Source organism: Paracoccus liaowanqingii, from assembly GCF_004683865.2.
In the GTDB taxonomy this organism is placed as follows: domain Bacteria; phylum Pseudomonadota; class Alphaproteobacteria; order Rhodobacterales; family Rhodobacteraceae; genus Paracoccus; species Paracoccus liaowanqingii.
On sequence record NZ_CP038439.1, the window covers coordinates 1,102,608 to 1,118,707 of the forward strand.

At 69.5% G+C, this 16,100-nt stretch carries 19 protein-coding genes; 9 read left to right on the forward strand and 10 right to left on the reverse strand.

Annotation, left to right across the window (positions count from 1 at the left end; genetic code table 11):
- Positions 1–48: 48 nt before the first annotated feature.
- Positions 49–2,181 carry a methylmalonyl-CoA mutase gene (gene scpA, locus E4191_RS05260; RefSeq protein ID WP_135312471.1) on the reverse strand — a complete coding sequence of 711 codons (2,133 nt, stop codon included), beginning with the start codon at positions 2,179–2,181 and terminating at the stop codon, positions 49–51.
- 57 nt (positions 2,182–2,238) lie between these two features.
- On the opposite strand from scpA, the gene E4191_RS05265 reads away from it, so the two are divergent.
- Complete coding sequence (locus E4191_RS05265) at positions 2,239–2,799, forward strand: DUF4174 domain-containing protein (protein WP_135312472.1); 561 nt, start codon at positions 2,239–2,241, stop codon at positions 2,797–2,799.
- 93 nt (positions 2,800–2,892) lie between these two features.
- Positions 2,893–3,090, forward strand: coding sequence for a hypothetical protein (locus tag E4191_RS05270; RefSeq protein ID WP_135312473.1), 198 nt, complete (start codon positions 2,893–2,895; stop codon positions 3,088–3,090).
- Here E4191_RS05270 and E4191_RS05275 read toward each other — a convergent pair.
- The gene (locus tag E4191_RS05275) at positions 3,056–3,733 is read right to left on the reverse strand and encodes a hypothetical protein (protein ID WP_135312474.1); all 678 of its coding nucleotides are present in this window, start codon (positions 3,731–3,733) and stop codon (positions 3,056–3,058) included. The genes E4191_RS05270 and E4191_RS05275 overlap by 35 nt on opposite strands.
- A 77-nt stretch (positions 3,734–3,810) precedes the next feature.
- On the opposite strand from E4191_RS05275, the gene E4191_RS05280 reads away from it, so the two are divergent.
- Positions 3,811–4,185, forward strand: coding sequence for a DUF4174 domain-containing protein (locus tag E4191_RS05280; protein WP_228461571.1), 375 nt, complete (start codon positions 3,811–3,813; stop codon positions 4,183–4,185).
- Here the strand turns inward: E4191_RS05280 and E4191_RS05285 are convergent, their stop codons facing one another.
- The 7 genes from E4191_RS05285 to E4191_RS05310 all read right to left on the reverse strand — a co-directional run bounded on the left by E4191_RS05285 (position 4,186) and on the right by E4191_RS05310 (position 9,747).
- The gene (locus E4191_RS05285; RefSeq protein ID WP_135312475.1) at positions 4,186–4,560 is read right to left on the reverse strand and encodes a hypothetical protein; all 375 of its coding nucleotides are present in this window, start codon (positions 4,558–4,560) and stop codon (positions 4,186–4,188) included. It lies immediately after the preceding gene.
- Positions 4,557–6,602: an acetyl-CoA carboxylase biotin carboxylase subunit gene (locus E4191_RS05290; protein WP_135312476.1), complete on the reverse strand. Its 2,046-nt coding sequence runs from the start codon at positions 6,600–6,602 to the stop codon at positions 4,557–4,559. The genes E4191_RS05285 and E4191_RS05290 overlap by 4 nt, the downstream gene beginning before the upstream one ends.
- A gap of 98 nt (positions 6,603–6,700) precedes the next feature.
- On the reverse strand, positions 6,701–6,913 hold the full coding sequence (locus E4191_RS05295) for a hypothetical protein (RefSeq protein WP_168217537.1): 213 nt from the start codon (positions 6,911–6,913) through the stop codon (positions 6,701–6,703).
- 63 nt (positions 6,914–6,976) lie between these two features.
- The gene (locus tag E4191_RS05300; RefSeq protein WP_135312477.1) at positions 6,977–7,219 is read right to left on the reverse strand and encodes a hypothetical protein; all 243 of its coding nucleotides are present in this window, start codon (positions 7,217–7,219) and stop codon (positions 6,977–6,979) included.
- A gap of 127 nt (positions 7,220–7,346) precedes the next feature.
- Positions 7,347–7,766, reverse strand: a complete 420-nt coding sequence (locus E4191_RS05305; RefSeq protein ID WP_135312478.1) for a hypothetical protein — start codon at positions 7,764–7,766, stop codon at positions 7,347–7,349.
- 87 nt (positions 7,767–7,853) lie between these two features.
- Complete coding sequence (locus E4191_RS23645; RefSeq protein ID WP_165571110.1) at positions 7,854–8,009, reverse strand: hypothetical protein; 156 nt, start codon at positions 8,007–8,009, stop codon at positions 7,854–7,856.
- Positions 8,010–8,214: 205 nt separating this feature from the next.
- Positions 8,215–9,747 (reverse strand): acyl-CoA carboxylase subunit beta, encoded by a 1,533-nt coding sequence (locus E4191_RS05310; protein ID WP_135312479.1) that lies wholly within the window; start codon positions 9,745–9,747, stop codon positions 8,215–8,217.
- A 171-nt stretch (positions 9,748–9,918) separates the two neighbouring features.
- On the opposite strand from E4191_RS05310, the gene alr reads away from it, so the two are divergent.
- The 6 genes from alr (at position 9,919) to E4191_RS05340 (ending at position 15,046) form a co-directional block, all read left to right on the forward strand.
- On the forward strand, positions 9,919–10,935 hold the full coding sequence (gene alr, locus E4191_RS05315; protein ID WP_135312480.1) for an alanine racemase: 1,017 nt from the start codon (positions 9,919–9,921) through the stop codon (positions 10,933–10,935).
- Positions 10,932–11,696 (forward strand): MlaE family ABC transporter permease, encoded by a 765-nt coding sequence (locus E4191_RS05320; RefSeq protein ID WP_135312481.1) that lies wholly within the window; start codon positions 10,932–10,934, stop codon positions 11,694–11,696. Before alr ends, E4191_RS05320 begins: the two co-directional genes overlap by 4 nt.
- Positions 11,693–12,427, forward strand: coding sequence for an ABC transporter ATP-binding protein (locus E4191_RS05325; RefSeq protein ID WP_135312482.1), 735 nt, complete (start codon positions 11,693–11,695; stop codon positions 12,425–12,427). The genes E4191_RS05320 and E4191_RS05325 overlap by 4 nt, the downstream gene beginning before the upstream one ends.
- Before the next feature lie 132 nt (positions 12,428–12,559).
- Positions 12,560–13,636, forward strand: a complete 1,077-nt coding sequence (locus E4191_RS05330) for a PhoH family protein (RefSeq protein WP_135312483.1) — start codon at positions 12,560–12,562, stop codon at positions 13,634–13,636.
- Positions 13,629–14,126, forward strand: coding sequence for an rRNA maturation RNase YbeY (ybeY, locus tag E4191_RS05335; protein WP_135312484.1), 498 nt, complete (start codon positions 13,629–13,631; stop codon positions 14,124–14,126). The genes E4191_RS05330 and ybeY overlap by 8 nt, the downstream gene beginning before the upstream one ends.
- Positions 14,123–15,046 (forward strand): CBS domain-containing protein, encoded by a 924-nt coding sequence (locus E4191_RS05340; RefSeq protein WP_135312485.1) that lies wholly within the window; start codon positions 14,123–14,125, stop codon positions 15,044–15,046. Before ybeY ends, E4191_RS05340 begins: the two co-directional genes overlap by 4 nt.
- A 108-nt stretch (positions 15,047–15,154) precedes the next feature.
- Here E4191_RS05340 and E4191_RS05345 read toward each other — a convergent pair whose 3' ends face one another.
- The gene (locus E4191_RS05345) at positions 15,155–16,099 is read right to left on the reverse strand and encodes an alpha/beta fold hydrolase (protein ID WP_135312486.1); all 945 of its coding nucleotides are present in this window, start codon (positions 16,097–16,099) and stop codon (positions 15,155–15,157) included.
- Between the last annotated feature and the right edge of the window lies 1 nt (position 16,100).

The following is a 16,100-nucleotide window of genomic DNA, read 5'->3' on the forward strand; positions in this document are numbered from 1 at the left end:
TGGTCCCTCGATGCCGACGGGGCCGGGGGGCTGCCCCCCCGGCCCGGTTCACCCCCGCGTCTCGCGGATCAGCGCCAGGATGTCGGCGGCGGCGGAGGGGATGTTGGTGCCCGGGCCGAAGATCGCCTTGACGCCCGCGCGGCGCAGGAAGTCGTAATCCTGCTGCGGGATCACGCCGCCGCAGATGACCAGGATCTCGCCCGCGCCCGCCGCCTGCAGGGCCGCGATCAGCTTGGGCGCCAGCGTCTTGTGCCCCGCCGCCTGAGAGCTGATGCCCACCACATGCACGTCGTTGTCGATGGCGTCCTGCGCGGCCTCCTCGGGGGTCTGGAACAGCGGGCCCACATCGACGTCGAAGCCGATGTCGGCGAAGGCGGTGGCGATCACCTTGGCGCCGCGGTCATGGCCGTCCTGGCCCATCTTGACGACCAGCATGCGGGGGCGGCGGCCCTCCTCCTCAGCGAAGGCCTCGACATCGCGCTGGATCTGGGCGAAGCCCTCGTCGCCCTCGTAGGCGGCGCCGTAGACGCCGGCCAGCGTGCGGACCTCGGCGCGGTGGCGGCCGAAGACCTCCTCCATCGCCATGCTGATCTCGCCCACCGAGGCGCGGGCGCGGGCGGCCTCGACGGCGGCCTCCAGCAGGTTGCCCCCCTCGCGGGCGCGCCGCGTGATCTCGGCCAGCGTGGCGGTGACCTGGGCTTCGTCGCGGGTGCTGCGGATGCGGGCCAGGCGTTCGATCTGGCTGTCGCGGACGGCCACGTTGTCGATGTCGAGGATGTCGATCGGATCCTCGGTCTCCTTGCGGTACTTGTTCACGCCGACGATCACGTCCTGGCCCCGGTCGATCAGCGCCTGCCGCCGCGCCGCCGTCTCCTCGATGCGCAGCTTGGGCATGCCGCTGGCCACGGCCTTGGTCATGCCGCCCATCTCCTCGACCTCGGAAATCAGCTCCCAGGCCTTCTCGGCCAGCTCGGCCGTCAGGCTTTCGATGTAATAGCTGCCCGCCAGCGGATCGACGACGTTGGTGATGCCGGTCTCCTCCTGCAGGATCAGCTGGGTGTTGCGCGCAATGCGCGAGCTGAACTCGGTCGGCAGGGCGATCGCCTCGTCCAGCGCGTTGGTGTGCAGCGATTGCGTGCCGCCAAGCGCCGCCGACATCGCCTCGTACGCCGTGCGGATGACGTTGTTGTAGGGGTCCTGTTCCTGCAAGCTGACGCCCGAGGTCTGGCAATGCGTGCGCAGCATCAGGCTGCCCTGCTTCTTGGGTTCGAACTCGGACATGATCCGGTGCCACAGCAGCCGCGCGGCGCGCAGCTTGGCGATCTCCATGAAGAAGTTCATGCCGATGGCGAAGAAGAAGGACAGCCGCCCCGCGAAGGCATCCACATCCATGCCCGCCGCGATGGCTGCGCGCACATATTCGCGCCCGTCGGCCAAGGTATAGGCCAGCTCCTGCACCAGGTTCGCCCCGGCCTCCTGCATGTGATAGCCCGAGATCGAGATGCTGTTGAACTTGGGCATCTCATCGGACGTGTACTGGATGATGTCCGCGATGATCCGCATCGAGGGCTCGGGCGGGTAGATGTAGGTGTTGCGGACCATGAACTCCTTGAGGATGTCGTTCTGGATGGTCCCCGACAGCACGGCGCGGGAATGGCCCTGCTCCTCTCCGGTGACGATGAAGCTGGCGAGAATCGGGATGACCGCGCCGTTCATCGTCATCGACACGCTGACGCGGTCCAGCGGGATGCCGTCGAAGAGGATCTTCATGTCCTCGACCGAATCGATGGCGACGCCCGCCTTCCCGACATCGCCCTCGACCCGGGGATGGTCGCTGTCATAGCCGCGATGGGTGGCCAGGTCGAAGGCCACCGACACGCCCTGCTGGCCCGCCGCCAGGGCGCGGCGATAGAAGGCGTTCGACGCCTCGGCGGTCGAGAACCCTGCATATTGCCGGATCGTCCAGGGGCGCCCCGCATACATCGTGGCGCGCGGCCCCCGCGTGAAGGGGGCGATGCCGGGCAGCCCGTCCAGATGGTCCAGCCCCTCGGTATCCGCCGAGGTATAGAGCGGCTTGACCGCGATCCCCTCCAGCGTGTTCCAGGTCAGGCTGTCGGGATCGCGGCCCTTCAGCTCGCTCCGCGCCAGTTTGTCCCAGTCCTTCATCGTGGCTTTTGTCATGATCCGTCCTTTCGCGCGGCCCGTCCTGCCCTATATTCAAAGCATGACGAGGTGCCGATGAAATTGAAATTCCTGATTTTCGTGATGGCTCTGGCCGCAATGGGCCCCGCCCGCGAGGGCCCCGTGCCCGACCCGGAGGCGGATCCGGACGTCGCCAGCGCCAGCGAGCCGCAGCGCAATCCGTCGCGCCTGCCGCCCGTGTCCCAGCAGCCCGACCCGCCCGTGCCGGTGGTGACGCCCCTGGCCGAGGGGAGCCCCGCGCTTCTGGACGCGACCGAGGTCACGCCGCAGCAGTTCCTGTGGAACGCCCGTCCGGTGGTGGTCTTCGCCGACACGCCCGACGATCCGGCCTTCCTGCAGCAGGTGGCGGCGCTGGAACGCGACAGCCGCGCCTTGGCGGCGCGCGACGTGGTGGTGGTGGTCGACAGCGATCCGGCGGCCAACAGCCTCTGGCGCCAGCAGTTGCGGCCGCGCGGCTTCTCTCTGGTGGTGATCGACAAGGACGGGCAGGTGAAGATCCGCCGCCCCAGCCTGTGGGACGCCCGCGAGGTCGGCCGCGCCATCGACCGGCTGCCGCTGCGCCGCCAAGAGATCGGGCGGGGCAGCGCGGTGCGCTGAGCGGGGCCTGCGCGAAACTTGTGGATTTGTGGCGCGTTCCCTATATCATGAAGGGCGTCCGGCATGGTGCCGGACCCAGCAAGGGGACCGATCATGGCCAATCCGCGTGCAGACCGCAGCGCCGCGCCCGTGGTGCCTGCCCGACCGACCAAGACCCCCGCGCGCCGCAGCGACACCGTCGCCCCACGCGCCGAGGGAAAGCCCACCGCCATCAGCCGCGCCAACGAGATCGTCCGGGCCATCGGCTTGCGTCCCATCACCGGCCTCTCGGGTCCGAAGATCGGCTACTGACATCGCGCGCGGCCAGCCGGTCGCGCATCCGGGCCAGATCATCCGGCAGATGCCGCGCCAGTTGCGCGATGGCCTGCGCCTCGTCCTCGTCCAGCATCCGGTCGACCGCCTCGGCCCCGCCCCGCAGGCATTCGGTCAGCACGCGGATCGCCTGGATGCCGCTGTCGCGCGTCTCGTTCATCAGCGACAGATAGTCCGCCATCATCTGCGCCGCCCGCCCCCCGTCGCTGCGCGCGATGCGCCGCAGGTCTGTGGCCAGCGCCCCCATGATCGACAGCAGCCGGTAATACAGCACGATCGGGTCGATGACCGGCGCGGGCAGGATGTGGATATCCGCGATCACCGCGCCGAAGATCCGGTCATTGGCCTGCTGGGGCAGGGTGGGCACGAAATCCCCCGACCGGATGCGCGCGATCAGCGCCTCGGCATCCTCGGCCGAGGGGGTCTGCTGCTCCAGCGCGAAGACATGGGCGCGGATCTCGGCCAGAAGGGCGCGCTGCAGGTCGGCCTCGCGCGCGCGGCGCAGGGCGGCGTCGCGGCGGCGGGTCTGCGACGCGACCACGATCCAGCCAATGGCCACGAACAGCCCCGTGACCACTGCCTGCTGCAGCTGCGGGCTGAGATGGGCGTCAAGCGGCGGCATGGGAACCTGCCACCGCCGGGATGCGTCCTGTCGGGACAGATGGGAGAGATGCGATGCGATATTGCCTGACCGCCGCGATGGCCCTGTGGCCGGCGATGGCCCCCGCCGATGCGGGCCGGGGGGCGGCGTCCCTGCCCGTAATGGCCCTGCAGTCCGACACACTGGAGGGGCTGCGCTGGCAGGCCCGCCCGGTCGTCGTGCTGGGCGAGGCCGCGCTCGTCGCGGACCAGATCGCCCGGATGCACGCGGCCGCCGGGGCGCTGGCCGAGCGCGAGGTGGTGCTGCTGACCGACGGGCCCGGCGCCGATGCGCTGCGCCTTGGCACCGGGCTGCGGGTGCTGCTCATCGGCAAGGATGGCGGCGTCAAGCTGGACCGCGACGGCCCGGTGACCCCGGACGAGATCACCGCCCTGATCGACACGATGCCGATGCGCCGCCGCGAGGCCGACTGATCACCGCCCATCCCCGCGCCTCCGCATCAGGATCAGCGCGACCAGCAGGACCGCCAGAAGGGCCGCAGCCGTGCCCGCCAGCGCCTGCGGCGCGGTGATCCGCCCGTCCAGCAGCAGCCACAGCCCCGCGCCCCAGATCAGCGTGGTGAGGGGCAGCGCCGCCAGCCAGAAACCCGGGCCGCGCCAGCGCCCCGACATCGCGCCGAAGACCAGTTGGAACAGCGCCAGCGCCACCAGCGGCGGCAGGACATAGGCGGCGGGCAGGTCGGTGCCGCCCATCGGAAAGACCGCGCCACCCGCCACCACCAGCACGCCCGCCGCCCCGCCCAGGGCGATCAGGGCGGCCAGCAGGCCGGAGGGCAGCGGGGCGGTCATTCGAATTCCATGATGATCTCGTCGACCTTCAGGCTTTCGCCGGGGGCGGCGGTCACGGACTTGACCACGCCCTTGCGCTCGGCGCGCAGGATGTTCTCCATCTTCATCGCCTCGACGGTGGCCAGCGCCTGACCCTCCTGCACCTCGTCGCCCGCCGCGACATTGATCTTCACGATCAGCCCGGGCATCGGGCACAGCAGGAACCGGGACGTGTCGGGGGGCAGCTTCTCGGGCATCAGGCGTGCCAGTTCGGCGGCGCGGGGCCTGCGGACATGGACGCGCAGGTCGGCGCCCCGGCTGCGCAGGCGCAGCCCGGCGGCGATCTTGTCGACCTTGAGGACCAGCGGACGGCCGTCCACCTCCAGCCGTGCCAGGGTCTGGCCGGGGCGCCAGTCGCTTTCCACCCGCAGCGACAGGCCGTCCACCTGAACGTCGGCCCCCTCGCGGTCGGGGACCACCCGGCAGGCGAACTCGCGCCCGCCCGCGAAGACCACCCAATCCTGACCCACATGGCGTTCATGGTTGCTCAGCCGCCCGCTGATGCGCGCGCGCCGGATCTCGGCCACGCGGTGCATGGCGGCGGCGGCGACCGCCAGGCGGCGCAATTCCTCCTCGGGCAGGGTCGCGCCCTGGAAGCCGTCGGGATATTCCTCTGCGATGAAGGCGGTGGTGATGTCGCCCGAGGCGAATTTCGGATGGTCCATGACTGCCGACAGGAAGGGCAGGTTGTGGCCGATCCCCTCGACCTCGAACGTGTCCAGCGCCACGCGCATCGCCTCGATCGCCGCGCCGCGGGTGGGCGCCCAGGTGCACAGCTTGGCGATCATCGGGTCATAGAACATGCTGATCTCGCCGCCCTCGAAGACGCCGGTGTCGTTCCTGACCGCCGCCTCGCCCGAGGGCGTGCGCTGCGCCAGCCACTTGCCCTGCGCCCGCATCGGACCGGCCGAGACCTCGGCGGGCGGGCGATAGCGGGTCAGCCGCCCGATCGAAGGCAGAAAGCCGCGATAGGGATCCTCGGCGTAAAGACGGCTTTCCATCGCCCATCCGGTGATCTTCAGGTCGGACTGCGCGAAGGGCAGGGGCTCGCCCGCCGCGACGCGGATCATCTGCTCGACCAGATCGACGCCGGTGATCAGTTCCGTCACCGGATGTTCGACCTGCAGCCGGGTGTTCATCTCGAGGAAGTAGAAGTTGCGGTCGCCGTCCACGATGAACTCGACCGTGCCCGCGCTGGTATAGCCCACGGCCTTGGCCAGCGCGACGGCCTGCGTGCCCATCGCGGCCCGCGTCGCCTCGTCGAGGAAGGGCGAGGGCGCCTCTTCGATGACCTTCTGGTTGCGGCGCTGGATCGAGCATTCGCGCTCGTGCAGATAGACCGCATTGCCGTGCTGGTCGGCCAGGACCTGGATCTCGATATGGCGCGGCTGCGTGACGAACTTCTCGATGAAGATGCGGTCGTCGCCGAAGCTGCTGGCGGCCTCGGATTTCGAGGATTCGAAGCCCTCTCGCGCCTCGTCGTCATTCCAGGCGATCCGCATGCCCTTGCCGCCGCCGCCCGCGCTGGCCTTGATCATCACCGGATAGCCGATGCCCGCGCTGATCGCCGCCGCCTCGTCCGCATCCGCGATCAGGCCCATATGGCCCGGCACGGTGCTGACGCCGGCCGCCTGCGCCAGCTTCTTCGAGGTGATCTTGTCGCCCATCTGCTCGATCGCGCCCGAGGGGGGGCCGATGAAGACGACGCCCTCGGCCTCCAGCGCCTCGGCGAACTTGCGGTTCTCGGACAGAAACCCGTAGCCGGGATGGACCGCCTCGGCGCCTGTCTGGCGGATGGCGTCCATGATCCTGTCGATCACGATATAGGACTGGGCGGCGGGGGGCGGGCCGATATGGACGGCCTCGTCGGCCATCTTCACATGCAGCGCATTGCGGTCGGCGTCGGAATAGACGGCGACGGTGGCGATGCCCATCTTGCGCGCGGTCTTGATGACGCGGCAGGCGATCTCGCCCCGGTTGGCGATCAGGATCTTCTTGAACATGGGCTCCCCCCAGGACGGAACATGAAAAAACCGTCCGAAGCGCGGGGCTTCGGACGGTCTGGCAGGCCGATGGCGCGCAAAACGCGCCGGTCAGGTCGTCACTGGCACAGACGGAAGTCGTTGCACAGTGCGCCGGCCGCGCCGCCGATGGCAGCACCCTGGACGACGTTTTCACCACTGACGCTGGCGATGGTCGCGCCGACGCCGGCGCCGATGAGCGCGCGGTCGGTGTCGGTCGGGTTGATGCCCTGCGTGCAGCCCGCGATGGCGGTCGTGCCGACCAGAGCGGCGATGGCGAAATACTTGGACATGATGTGAATCCCGTGGGTTGGCGGGCAGCCGCGCATCGCGCGGCCTGCCCTTCTGAGTCTGGATCAGTAGCGGCGCTGGCAGACGCCGGCGTCGTCGCACAGCGCGCCGCCGACGGCGCCGATGGCTGCGCCGGTGGCGATGTCCTCGTCAAGGGCGCGGGCGATGACCGCACCGGCCACGGCGCCGCCGGCGGCGCGCTGCGCGTCCGGCGAGATGCCGCCGCCCTGGTAGCCGGGGGCGCAGGCGGACAGGCCGGCTGCGACAAGGGCCAGACCGGCAAGACGGAGGGTGAAGATCTTCTGCATGAAATGATGCCTGTGGTGATGGGCCCAGAGGGGGCCGGTTGTAAGCCGACATCCATTATCGCACAGCTGCACCCCGCGTCAAACTGACATGCGTGTGACTTCAAGGGGTTCAGCATCAACTCGTGCATCAGCGGCCGTCATCCCCGTCGTCATCCTCGTCCCAGGCATCCGCGTCGTCCCAATCGAAGGCCGGGGGCGCGTCCTGGACGAACAGCTCGGGGAAGCCCGCCTCGGCGGCGGCCATGTCGACCTGCAGCAGCTGGTCGTAGTCGGCGGGATCGAACTCGCCCACGGCAAGCACCTCGCGCCCGATCAGCCAGGACAGGCGCCCGGCATCCAGATTGCCGCGGGGGAAGGGCTCGTCGCCGAACTGGGCGATCAGGGCGGACAGGAAGCCCGCATCGGCGCGCTTGTCGGCGGGTCGGCGGTCCTTGAAGCGCTCGCGCCGCGTGATGGGCGTGGCGCCCTTCTTGCGGTTCTCGCGCCGGATGACGAACTGGAAATCGGTGCCGGGCAGACGCCCGGGAAAGCCGCGATGCTTCAGCATGGCTGGGCCCCTTTGCTGGGGCGCAGGGGGCCTGGCGCCGCGCACGGGCGGGCAGGCCGCCCGCGCGCTAGGATGTGGATGCGGGTGTTAGCCGAACTTGCCGCTGTAGACCGGCTCGGTCGTGACCGGGTTGACCATCGGCGCGGCCGGTGCGGTGGGCACGTAGACGTCGGCGGGCTGCTGACGCTGGCAGGCGGCAAAGGCCGAGACCAGCACGAGGCCCAGGATGATTTTCTTCGACATGGACAAAGGCTCCTGTGATGCGGGCGGCGGCGCGCCCGACTGCTCGAGTTATGGAAGGCTTGTTGGACAGCCGACCTGGCGCGCATGATAGCCAAGCGACCCGCCTGCAGACAGGGATCGGACGCGCCCGCCCCGACGCCGCCGCGCGGCTGTGGCCCTGCTGCATCATTCACGACCTTGTGCATCCCGCGCCCCGCCCGCCCCGTCACAGAGGAATGTTGTCGTGTTTTTTCCACGGGTTCGTCAGCTGCTTGCCGCGCAGCGACGCGAAGGCCCGGGCCACCCGCTTACGCGTGGAGCGCGGCTGGATCACCTCGTCGATGAAGCCCTTCTCCGCGGCCACGAAGGGATTGGCAAAGCGGTCCTCGTAGTCCTTGGTGCGCGCGGCGATCTTCTCGGGGTCGCCCAGCTCGCTGCGATAGAGGATCTCGACCGCGCCCTTGGCGCCCATCACGGCGATCTCGGCCGTCGGCCAGGCATAGTTGAAATCGCCGCGCAGATGCTTGGACGCCATCACGTCATAGGCCCCGCCATAGGCCTTGCGGGTGATGACCGTGACCTTGGGCACCGTCGCCTCGCCATAGGCGAAGAGCAGTTTCGCCCCGTGCTTGATGACGCCACCATATTCCTGCCCCGTGCCCGGCAGGAAGCCCGGGACGTCGACCAGCGTCAGGATCGGGATCTCGAACGCGTCGCAGAAGCGCACGAAGCGCGCGGCCTTGCGCGAGCTGTCGATGTCCAGGCAGCCCGCCAGCACCATCGGCTGGTTGGCGACGATGCCGACCGACTGCCCCTCGATCCGGATGAAGCCGGTGATGATGTTGCCCGCGAAATCCTTCTGGATCTCGTAGAAATCGCCCTCGTCCGCGATCTTGGCGATCAGCTCGGTCATGTCGTAGGGCTGGTTGGGGTTGTCGGGGATCAGCGTGTCCAGGCTGGGCTCGATCCGGGCCGGGTCGTCGAAGAAGGGCCGCACGGGCGCCTTCTGGCGGTTATTCAGCGGCAGGAAGTCGAAGAGGCGGCGGATTTCCGACAGCGCCTCCACGTCGTCCTGGAAGGCGCCGTCCGCGACCGAGGATTTCTTCGTATGCGTGCCCGCGCCGCCCAGCTGTTCGGCGGTGACGACCTCGTTGGTGACCGTCTTGACCACGTCCGGCCCGGTCACGAACATGTAGGACGTGTCGCGGACCATGAAGATGAAGTCGGTCATGGCGGGCGAATAGACCGCGCCCCCCGCGCAGGGGCCCATGATCAGGCTGATCTGCGGGATCACGCCCGAGGCCATGATGTTGCGCTGGAACACGTCGGCATAGCCCGCGAGGCTGGCCACGCCCTCCTGGATGCGCGCGCCGCCCGAATCGTTGATGCCGATGACGGGGGCGCCGTTCTGCATCGCCATGTCCATGATCTTGCAGATCTTCTGGGCATGGGTTTCCGACAGGCTGCCGCCGAAGACGGTGAAGTCCTGGCTGAAGACATAGACCATGCGCCCGTTGATCGTGCCCCAGCCCGTCACGACGCCGTCGCCGTAGGGACGGTCGGATTCCATCCCGAAATCCGTGCTGCGATGGGCGACGAACATGTCGAATTCCTCGAAGCTGTCCTCGTCCAGCAGCAGCTCGACCCGCTCGCGGGCGGTCAGCTTGCCGCGGGCGTGCTGGGCGTCGATGCGGCGCTGGCCGCCGCCAAGCCGGGCCTCGGCGCGCCGCCGTTCCAGCTCTTGCAGAATGTCCTTCATGGCGGGCCTCCCTCGTTCACGCTGCAGGCTAGCGGGTGATGCGGATGCGGCAAAGGAAAATCGGGGAAATTTGCAAAGAAGCGAGGGTGTTGAACCAGCAAACTGAAAACCTGCAAACCCCGGCGCGCGACGGGTCTTGACGCGGGCCATGCGCGGGGGCAATCGACGCATATGGGATTGCAGATCGACATCGCGGCCATCCTGGCCAATCACGCCGCCCTGGCCGCCCGCGCGCCCGGCGCCCGCGCCGCCGCTGTGGTCAAGGCCGATGCCTATGGCCTGGGCGCCGACCGGGTCGCCCCGGCCCTCTATGCGGCGGGGGTGCGGGACTTCTTCGTGGCGCTGGCGCGCGAGGGCAGGGCGATCCGGCCCCTGTTGCCGCCCGACGCGCGCATCAACATCCTGTCGGGCCATATGGAAGGCGAGGATCTGTCGGGCCTGGTCCCGGTCCTGAACAGCCCCGCCCAGTTCTTCCGCGACCGCGTCCTGCGCCCCGGCAAGCCCTTCGCCATCCAGCTGGACAGCGGCATGAACCGCCTTGGCATGGAGGCCGCCGAATGGGGCGCCATCCGCGCCGAGGCGATGGCCGCGCGTCCCGAGTTCATCATGTCGCATCTGGCCTGCGCGGACGAACCCGACCACCCCGCCAATGCCGCGCAGCTGGCGGCCTTCCGCGCCATGACCGAGGGCTGCGACGTGCCGCGATCGCTGGCCGCGACCGGGGGCATCCTGCTGGGGCCGGACTATTACTTCGACATGGTGCGGCCCGGGGTGGGCCTCTACGGCGGGCTGCCCTTTGCCGAGGCGCGGCCCGTGGTCACGCTGTCGCTGCGCGTGATCCAGACGCGGGCGGTGGCCGCGGGCGAGATGGTGGGCTATGGCGCCACCTGGCACGCCGCGCGCGACAGCCGCATCGCGACGGTGGATGCGGGCTATGCCGACGGGATCCTGCGGGCCCTGTCCTCCAGCGGCGCAAAGCTTTACGCGGGCGAGATCGCCTGTCCCATCGTTGGGCGGGTGTCGATGGACCTGATCACCGTGGACGTGACCGATCTGGACCACGTGCCCGACCGGCTGGCGCTGATCTGTCCGGCCCAGCCCATCGACCGGCTGGCCGATCTGGCCGGCACCATCGGCTACGAGGTGCTGACCTCGCTTGGCCTGCGCTACGCCCGGACCTATCTGTGACCCCCATCCGGGCGGTCGGCCGCCCTGCCTTGAGGGTGACGCGCGGCATCGGCGCGGTCGCGATCTTCGCGGCACGGGGCCTCGGTGGGCTGCGCCCCTTCCCTAGCCGCGCGCTGCTGGTCCAGATCGTCCAGATCGGCTGGCTGTCCCTGCCGGTCGTGGGGCTGACCGCGCTGTTCACCGGGGCGGCGCTGGCGCTGCAGATCCATTCCGGCGGCGCCCGGTTCCAGGCCAGCGACGTCGTGCCCGCGATCGTGGCCATCGGCATGGTGCGCGAGCTGGGGCCCGTGCTGGGCGGGCTGATGGTGGCGGCGCGCGTCGCCAGCTCGATCGCCGCCGAACTGGGGACGATGCGCGTCACCGAACAGATCGACGCGCTGGTGACGCTGTCCACCGATCCGGTGCGCTGGCTGGTGACACCGCGCCTGTGGGCCGGGATCCTGTCCATGCCGGTGCTGGTCGCGGTGGGCGACATCATCGGGATCATGGGCGGCTGGCTGGTGGGGACCGGATCGCTCGGCTTCAGCTCGGCCACCTACATCGCCGGCAGCTGGTCCTATCTGGAGCCTTGGGATGTGACCTCGGGGCTGATCAAGGGCGCGGTCTTCGGGCTGGTCGTGACGCTGTCGGGCTGCTGGTTCGGGATGCGCGCGGGGCGCGGGGCGGCGGGCGTGGGCCGGGCCACGACCTCGGCCGTGGTCGCCGCCGCCGTGGGGATCCTGGCCGCGAACTTCGTGCTGACGGGGCTGTTCTTCGAATGATCGAGATCCGGGGCCTGCAGAAGACCTTCGGCGCCACGCGGGTGCTGGACGGGGTGGACCTGACGGTGGGGCAGGGCGAAAGCCTCTGCGTGATCGGGCAGTCGGGCACCGGCAAGTCGGTGCTGCTCAAGTGCATCCTGGGGCTGGAGGCGCCCGAGGCGGGCCGCATCCTGTGGCAGGGCCGGCCTTTGGACCGGGCCGCGCGGGCGCGGTTCCTGGCGGGCTTCGGGATGCTGTTCCAGGGGGCGGCGCTGTTCGACAGCCTGTCGGTCTGGCAGAACGTCGCCTTCCGGCTGCGCCAGCGCATGTCGGACGACCGCGCCCGGGGCATCGCGCTGGACAAGCTGGCCCGCGTGGGTCTGGGCCCCGAGACCGCCGACCTGATGCCCGCCGAGCTGTCGGGCGGCATGGCCAAGCGGGCGGGCTTGGCCCGCGCCATCGCCGACGACCCGCAGATCATCTTCTTCGACGAGCCGACCACCGGGCTGGACCCGATCCGCGCCCGCGCCATCGACGCGCTGATCCGCGGCATCGTGACCGAGACCGGCGCCACGGCGCTGACCATCACCCATGACATGGCCTCGGTCGCACGGATCGGCGACCGGGTGGCGCTGCTGCAGGGCGGGCGGATCGTCCACGACGGGCCGGTGGCCGGGATGGACGCGGCCCCCGCTCTGGCCGCTTTCCTGGGCAGATCCCCGGCGCAGTCGGCCGGTTTTGCTGCGCCGTGATGCAACTTTTGCGCCATGGCCCGTGTTTTGCCACGTTCTGCGGCAATTCCCCGCCGGATGCGGGTCGCGCGACCTTGTGCGAATCCCGCAGGCTTGCCACCTTGAGATCACACGCCTGAACAGGAGAGACATTTGGGCCTGACCCCGACGCCACCCGTCACCGCACCCACGGCCGAAACCCTTCTGGAATTTCCCGACAACCGATTGCTCATCGACCTCTGCGGCGCCAACGACCGCCATCTGGCCCGCATCGAGGAGGCGCTTGGCGTCCATATCCTGCGCCGCGGCAACCAGATCGCCGTCGTCGGCGGTCCCGAAGCGCAGTCCGAGGCCGCGACCCTGCTGCGGGGCCTCTATGCCCGGTTGGAACAGCACCGCCCCGTCAGCCTGGCCGAGGTCGAGGCCGCCCTGCGCATGGGCGTCGAGCCCGCCGCCGAGGTGACCCCGGCCGAGCAGATGGAGATGTTCGCGCAGGGCAATTACGAGCTGCGCACCCGCAAGAAGTCGGTCGAGCCGCGCACCGAGGCGCAGAAGGCCTATGTCCGCGCGCTGTTCCAGAACGAACTGGCCTTCGGCATCGGGCCCGCGGGCACCGGCAAGACCTATCTGGCGGTCGCCGTGGGCGTGACCATGCTGATCGGCGGCCATGTCGACAAGATCATCCTGTCCCGCCCCGCCGTCGAGGCCGGAGAGCGCTTGGGCTTCCTGCCCGGCGACATGAAGGAGAAGGTCGATCCCTACATGCAGCCGCTGTATGATGCGCTGAACGACTTCCTGCCCGGCAAGCAGATGCAGAAGCTGATGGAGGAGAAGCGCATCGAGATCGCGCCGCTGGCCTTCATGCGGGGCCGCACGCTGAGCCGCGCCTTCGTGGTTCTGGACGAGGCGCAGAACGCCAGCAGCATGCAGATGAAGATGTTCCTGACGCGCTTGGGCGAAGGATCGCGGATGGTCATCACCGGCGACCGCACCCAGATCGACCTGCCGCGCGGCATGCAGTCGGGCCTGATCGACGCGGAAAAGGTCCTGAAGGACGTCAAGGGGATCAGCTTCAGCTATTTCACCGCCGACGATGTCGTGCGCCACCCGCTTGTCGCGCGCATCATCAAGGCGTATGACGCCGAGGAAATCGCGGCCCATGCCCGCGGCGAAACCGAGGAGATGCGCGGGCAGTATGTCCCGCGCCGGATGATGCGGAACGATGCCTGACGAGATCACTGCCGATTGCGTCATCGAGGATGACCGATGGGAGGCCGCCGGTCTGGAAGACCTGGCGGCCAGGGCGGTCGAGGCGGCGCTGTCATGGCACCGCATCGGCGGGGAGGTCGTGGTGATGGGCTGCGACGATGCCCGCATCGCCAGCCTGAACGCCGATTTCCGGGGCAAGCCGCGCGCCACGAACGTGCTGTCCTGGCCCTCGGTCGAGCATCTGCCGCACCCGCCCGGCGAGGCGCCCGAGATCCCCGACGAGGACGAGCTGGGCGACATCGCCATCGCCTTTGAGACCTGCGTCGCCGAGGCGCAGGCGCAGGGCAAGCCCTTCGATCATCACGTCCTGCATCTGCTGGTCCACGCGACCCTGCACCTGCTGGGATATGACCACGACACCGACCCCGACGCCGAACGCATGGAGACGACGGAACGCGCGATCCTCGCGCGTCTGGACGTGCCCGATCCCTATGGAGAGACCGCCCGATGAATTCCGAGACCCGATTATCCGAACAGCCGACGCAGGACCTGTCCCCCGTTCCCGATCGTGACCGGGCCGACGAGGCCGAGCAGGAGCCGGCCAGTCCCCGCGGCTTCTTCGGGCGGGTGATCGACGCGATCAAGGGATCCGACAGCGCCGAGACGGAGGGGGACGAGGGCGAGCATCACGCCGCCGGCCGCCCCGGGCTGATGAACCTGCGCCGCATGCGGGTCGACGACGTGGCCATCCCCAAGGTCGAGATCATCGCGGCGCCGCTCAACATCACCCTCGACGATCTGGTGACGATGTTCCGCGAGCACGGCTTCTCGCGCATCCCGGTCTTTCGCGGCACGCTGGACAGCCCGCTTGGCCTGATCCACCTCAAGGACCTGACGCTGAAGCACGGCTTCGGCGCGGGCGGCAAGTTCACCCTGCGGCCCATGCTGCGCCCGATGCTGTACGTGCCGCCCTCGATGCCCATCGGGGTGCTGCTGCAGCAGATGCAGCAGAAGCGCATCCACATGGCACTGGTCATCGACGAATATGGCGGCGTGGACGGGCTGGTCACGATCGAGGACCTGATCGAGCAGGTCATCGGCGAGATCGAGGACGAGCATGACGAGGACGAGGGCGGGCTGTGGGTCCATGAGAAGACCGGCCAGTGGCTGATCCAGGCCCGGGCCGACCTGTCCGATGTCGAGGCCGAGACCGGGCTGCGCCTGGTCGAGACCGAGGACGACGAGGTCGACACGCTTGGCGGGCTGATCTTCATGCTGGCAGGCCGGGTGCCGCTGCGCGGCGAGGTCATCAGCCACCCCTCGGGCGCCGAGTTCGAGGTGGTCGAGGCCGATCCGCGCCGGCTGAAGCGCATCCGGCTGCGGATGACCGGCGTCGCCACGCCCTCGGAGCGGCAGACGGCGGACGACTGAGGGACGCGCCCCTTGCCCGAGGGGGGCAGGGGGGCCGTCTGCCCCCCGACGCCTGCGGCGTCTCCCCCCGAGGATATTTTCGGACCGCTGCAGAGGAGGAAGTGAGCCTCAGCGGGCGTCGAAGCGGGCCAGCATCGCCTCGAGGAAGGGGGCGCGCAGGTCGTTGGTTTCCATCATCACCTCGTGGCGCGCGCCGGGGATGACCATCAGGTCAGACCCGGGCCAGCGGGCGGCGCGGTCGCGGATGGCCTGGGGCGAGACGATGCCCTCCTCGCTGCCCAGGGTCACCAGCATCGGCAGGTCGGGCGAGGGCAGGCGCGACAGGCGCGTGCATTCGTTCAGCGCCTTGCTGACCCAATCGAAGGTCGCCCCGCCGATGGTCAGATGCGGCCAGGCCACGGCCTCGCGCACGAGGCGGGCCCATTCGTCGCCGTTCCGCGTCAGCAGGTTGGCGTTGAAGCTTTCGTCCAGCGGATAGGTGGTCGCAGCGCCGCCGCTGCCGGGGGCGGCCAGACCGCCGCGCCCCACGCGTCCCGCGAGATAGGCGATGCTGAGCGCCATGCCATGCTTGACGCGGCGCAGGTTGATCCCCCACATCGGCGCGGAAAAAACCGCGCTCCGGACCGGCAGCCCGCCATCGAGCGCGGCCAGCCCGATGCAGCCGCCCATCGAATGGGCCAGAAGGTGCCAGGGGCGGGGCAGCTCCAGATCCCCGGCCGCCACGACCATCTCGATCACGTCGCGCTGGTAGTCGGCGAACTCGCCGATATGGCCGGGGCGGGGATCGGCCTGCAGCCGGTCCGACATGCCCTGCCCGCGCCAGTCGATCGACAGGACATCGTAGCCTTGGGCGGTCAGGTGGTGGGCGACAGGGGCGTATTTCTCGATGTATTCGGTGCGGCCCGGGAACAGCAGCACGCTGCCGCGCGGACCCTCGCCCTGGGTCTGCCAATGGGCCAGCCGCAGGCGCACGCCATCGTCGGCCTGCGTCCAGAAGGCCCGCGCGGGGGCCGACCGGTCGTCGGGCAGCTGATGGAACGGCGCCTGCTGCATG

Excerpts from the sequence above, each read along its gene's own strand:
- E4191_RS23645 (WP_165571110.1), bottom strand. The coding sequence starts at position 8,009 with ATGTCGAAGAAAATCATCCTGGGCCTCGTGCTGGTCTCGGCCTTTGCC.
- E4191_RS05265 (WP_135312472.1), top strand. The coding sequence starts at position 2,239 with ATGAAATTGAAATTCCTGATTTTCGTGATGGCTCTGGCCGCAATGGGC.
- E4191_RS05345 (WP_135312486.1), bottom strand. The coding sequence starts at position 16,099 with ATGCAGCAGGCGCCGTTCCATCAGCTGCCCGACGACCGGTCGGCCCCC.
- E4191_RS05305 (WP_135312478.1), bottom strand. The coding sequence starts at position 7,766 with ATGCTGAAGCATCGCGGCTTTCCCGGGCGTCTGCCCGGCACCGATTTC.
- E4191_RS05300 (WP_135312477.1), bottom strand. The coding sequence starts at position 7,219 with ATGCAGAAGATCTTCACCCTCCGTCTTGCCGGTCTGGCCCTTGTCGCA.
- E4191_RS05290 (WP_135312476.1), bottom strand. The coding sequence starts at position 6,602 with ATGTTCAAGAAGATCCTGATCGCCAACCGGGGCGAGATCGCCTGCCGC.
- E4191_RS05270 (WP_135312473.1), top strand. The coding sequence starts at position 2,893 with ATGGCCAATCCGCGTGCAGACCGCAGCGCCGCGCCCGTGGTGCCTGCC.
- E4191_RS05340 (WP_135312485.1), top strand. The coding sequence starts at position 14,123 with ATGAATTCCGAGACCCGATTATCCGAACAGCCGACGCAGGACCTGTCC.
- E4191_RS05285 (WP_135312475.1), bottom strand. The coding sequence starts at position 4,560 with ATGACCGCCCCGCTGCCCTCCGGCCTGCTGGCCGCCCTGATCGCCCTG.
- E4191_RS05275 (WP_135312474.1), bottom strand. The coding sequence starts at position 3,733 with ATGCCGCCGCTTGACGCCCATCTCAGCCCGCAGCTGCAGCAGGCAGTG.
- E4191_RS05310 (WP_135312479.1), bottom strand. The coding sequence starts at position 9,747 with ATGAAGGACATTCTGCAAGAGCTGGAACGGCGGCGCGCCGAGGCCCGG.
- E4191_RS05325 (WP_135312482.1), top strand. The coding sequence starts at position 11,693 with ATGATCGAGATCCGGGGCCTGCAGAAGACCTTCGGCGCCACGCGGGTG.
- ybeY (WP_135312484.1), top strand. The coding sequence starts at position 13,629 with ATGCCTGACGAGATCACTGCCGATTGCGTCATCGAGGATGACCGATGG.
- E4191_RS05295 (WP_168217537.1), bottom strand. The coding sequence starts at position 6,913 with ATGTCCAAGTATTTCGCCATCGCCGCTCTGGTCGGCACGACCGCCATC.
- alr (WP_135312480.1), top strand. The coding sequence starts at position 9,919 with ATGGGATTGCAGATCGACATCGCGGCCATCCTGGCCAATCACGCCGCC.
- E4191_RS05280 (WP_228461571.1), top strand. The coding sequence starts at position 3,811 with ATGGCCCTGTGGCCGGCGATGGCCCCCGCCGATGCGGGCCGGGGGGCG.
- scpA (WP_135312471.1), bottom strand. The coding sequence starts at position 2,181 with ATGACAAAAGCCACGATGAAGGACTGGGACAAACTGGCGCGGAGCGAG.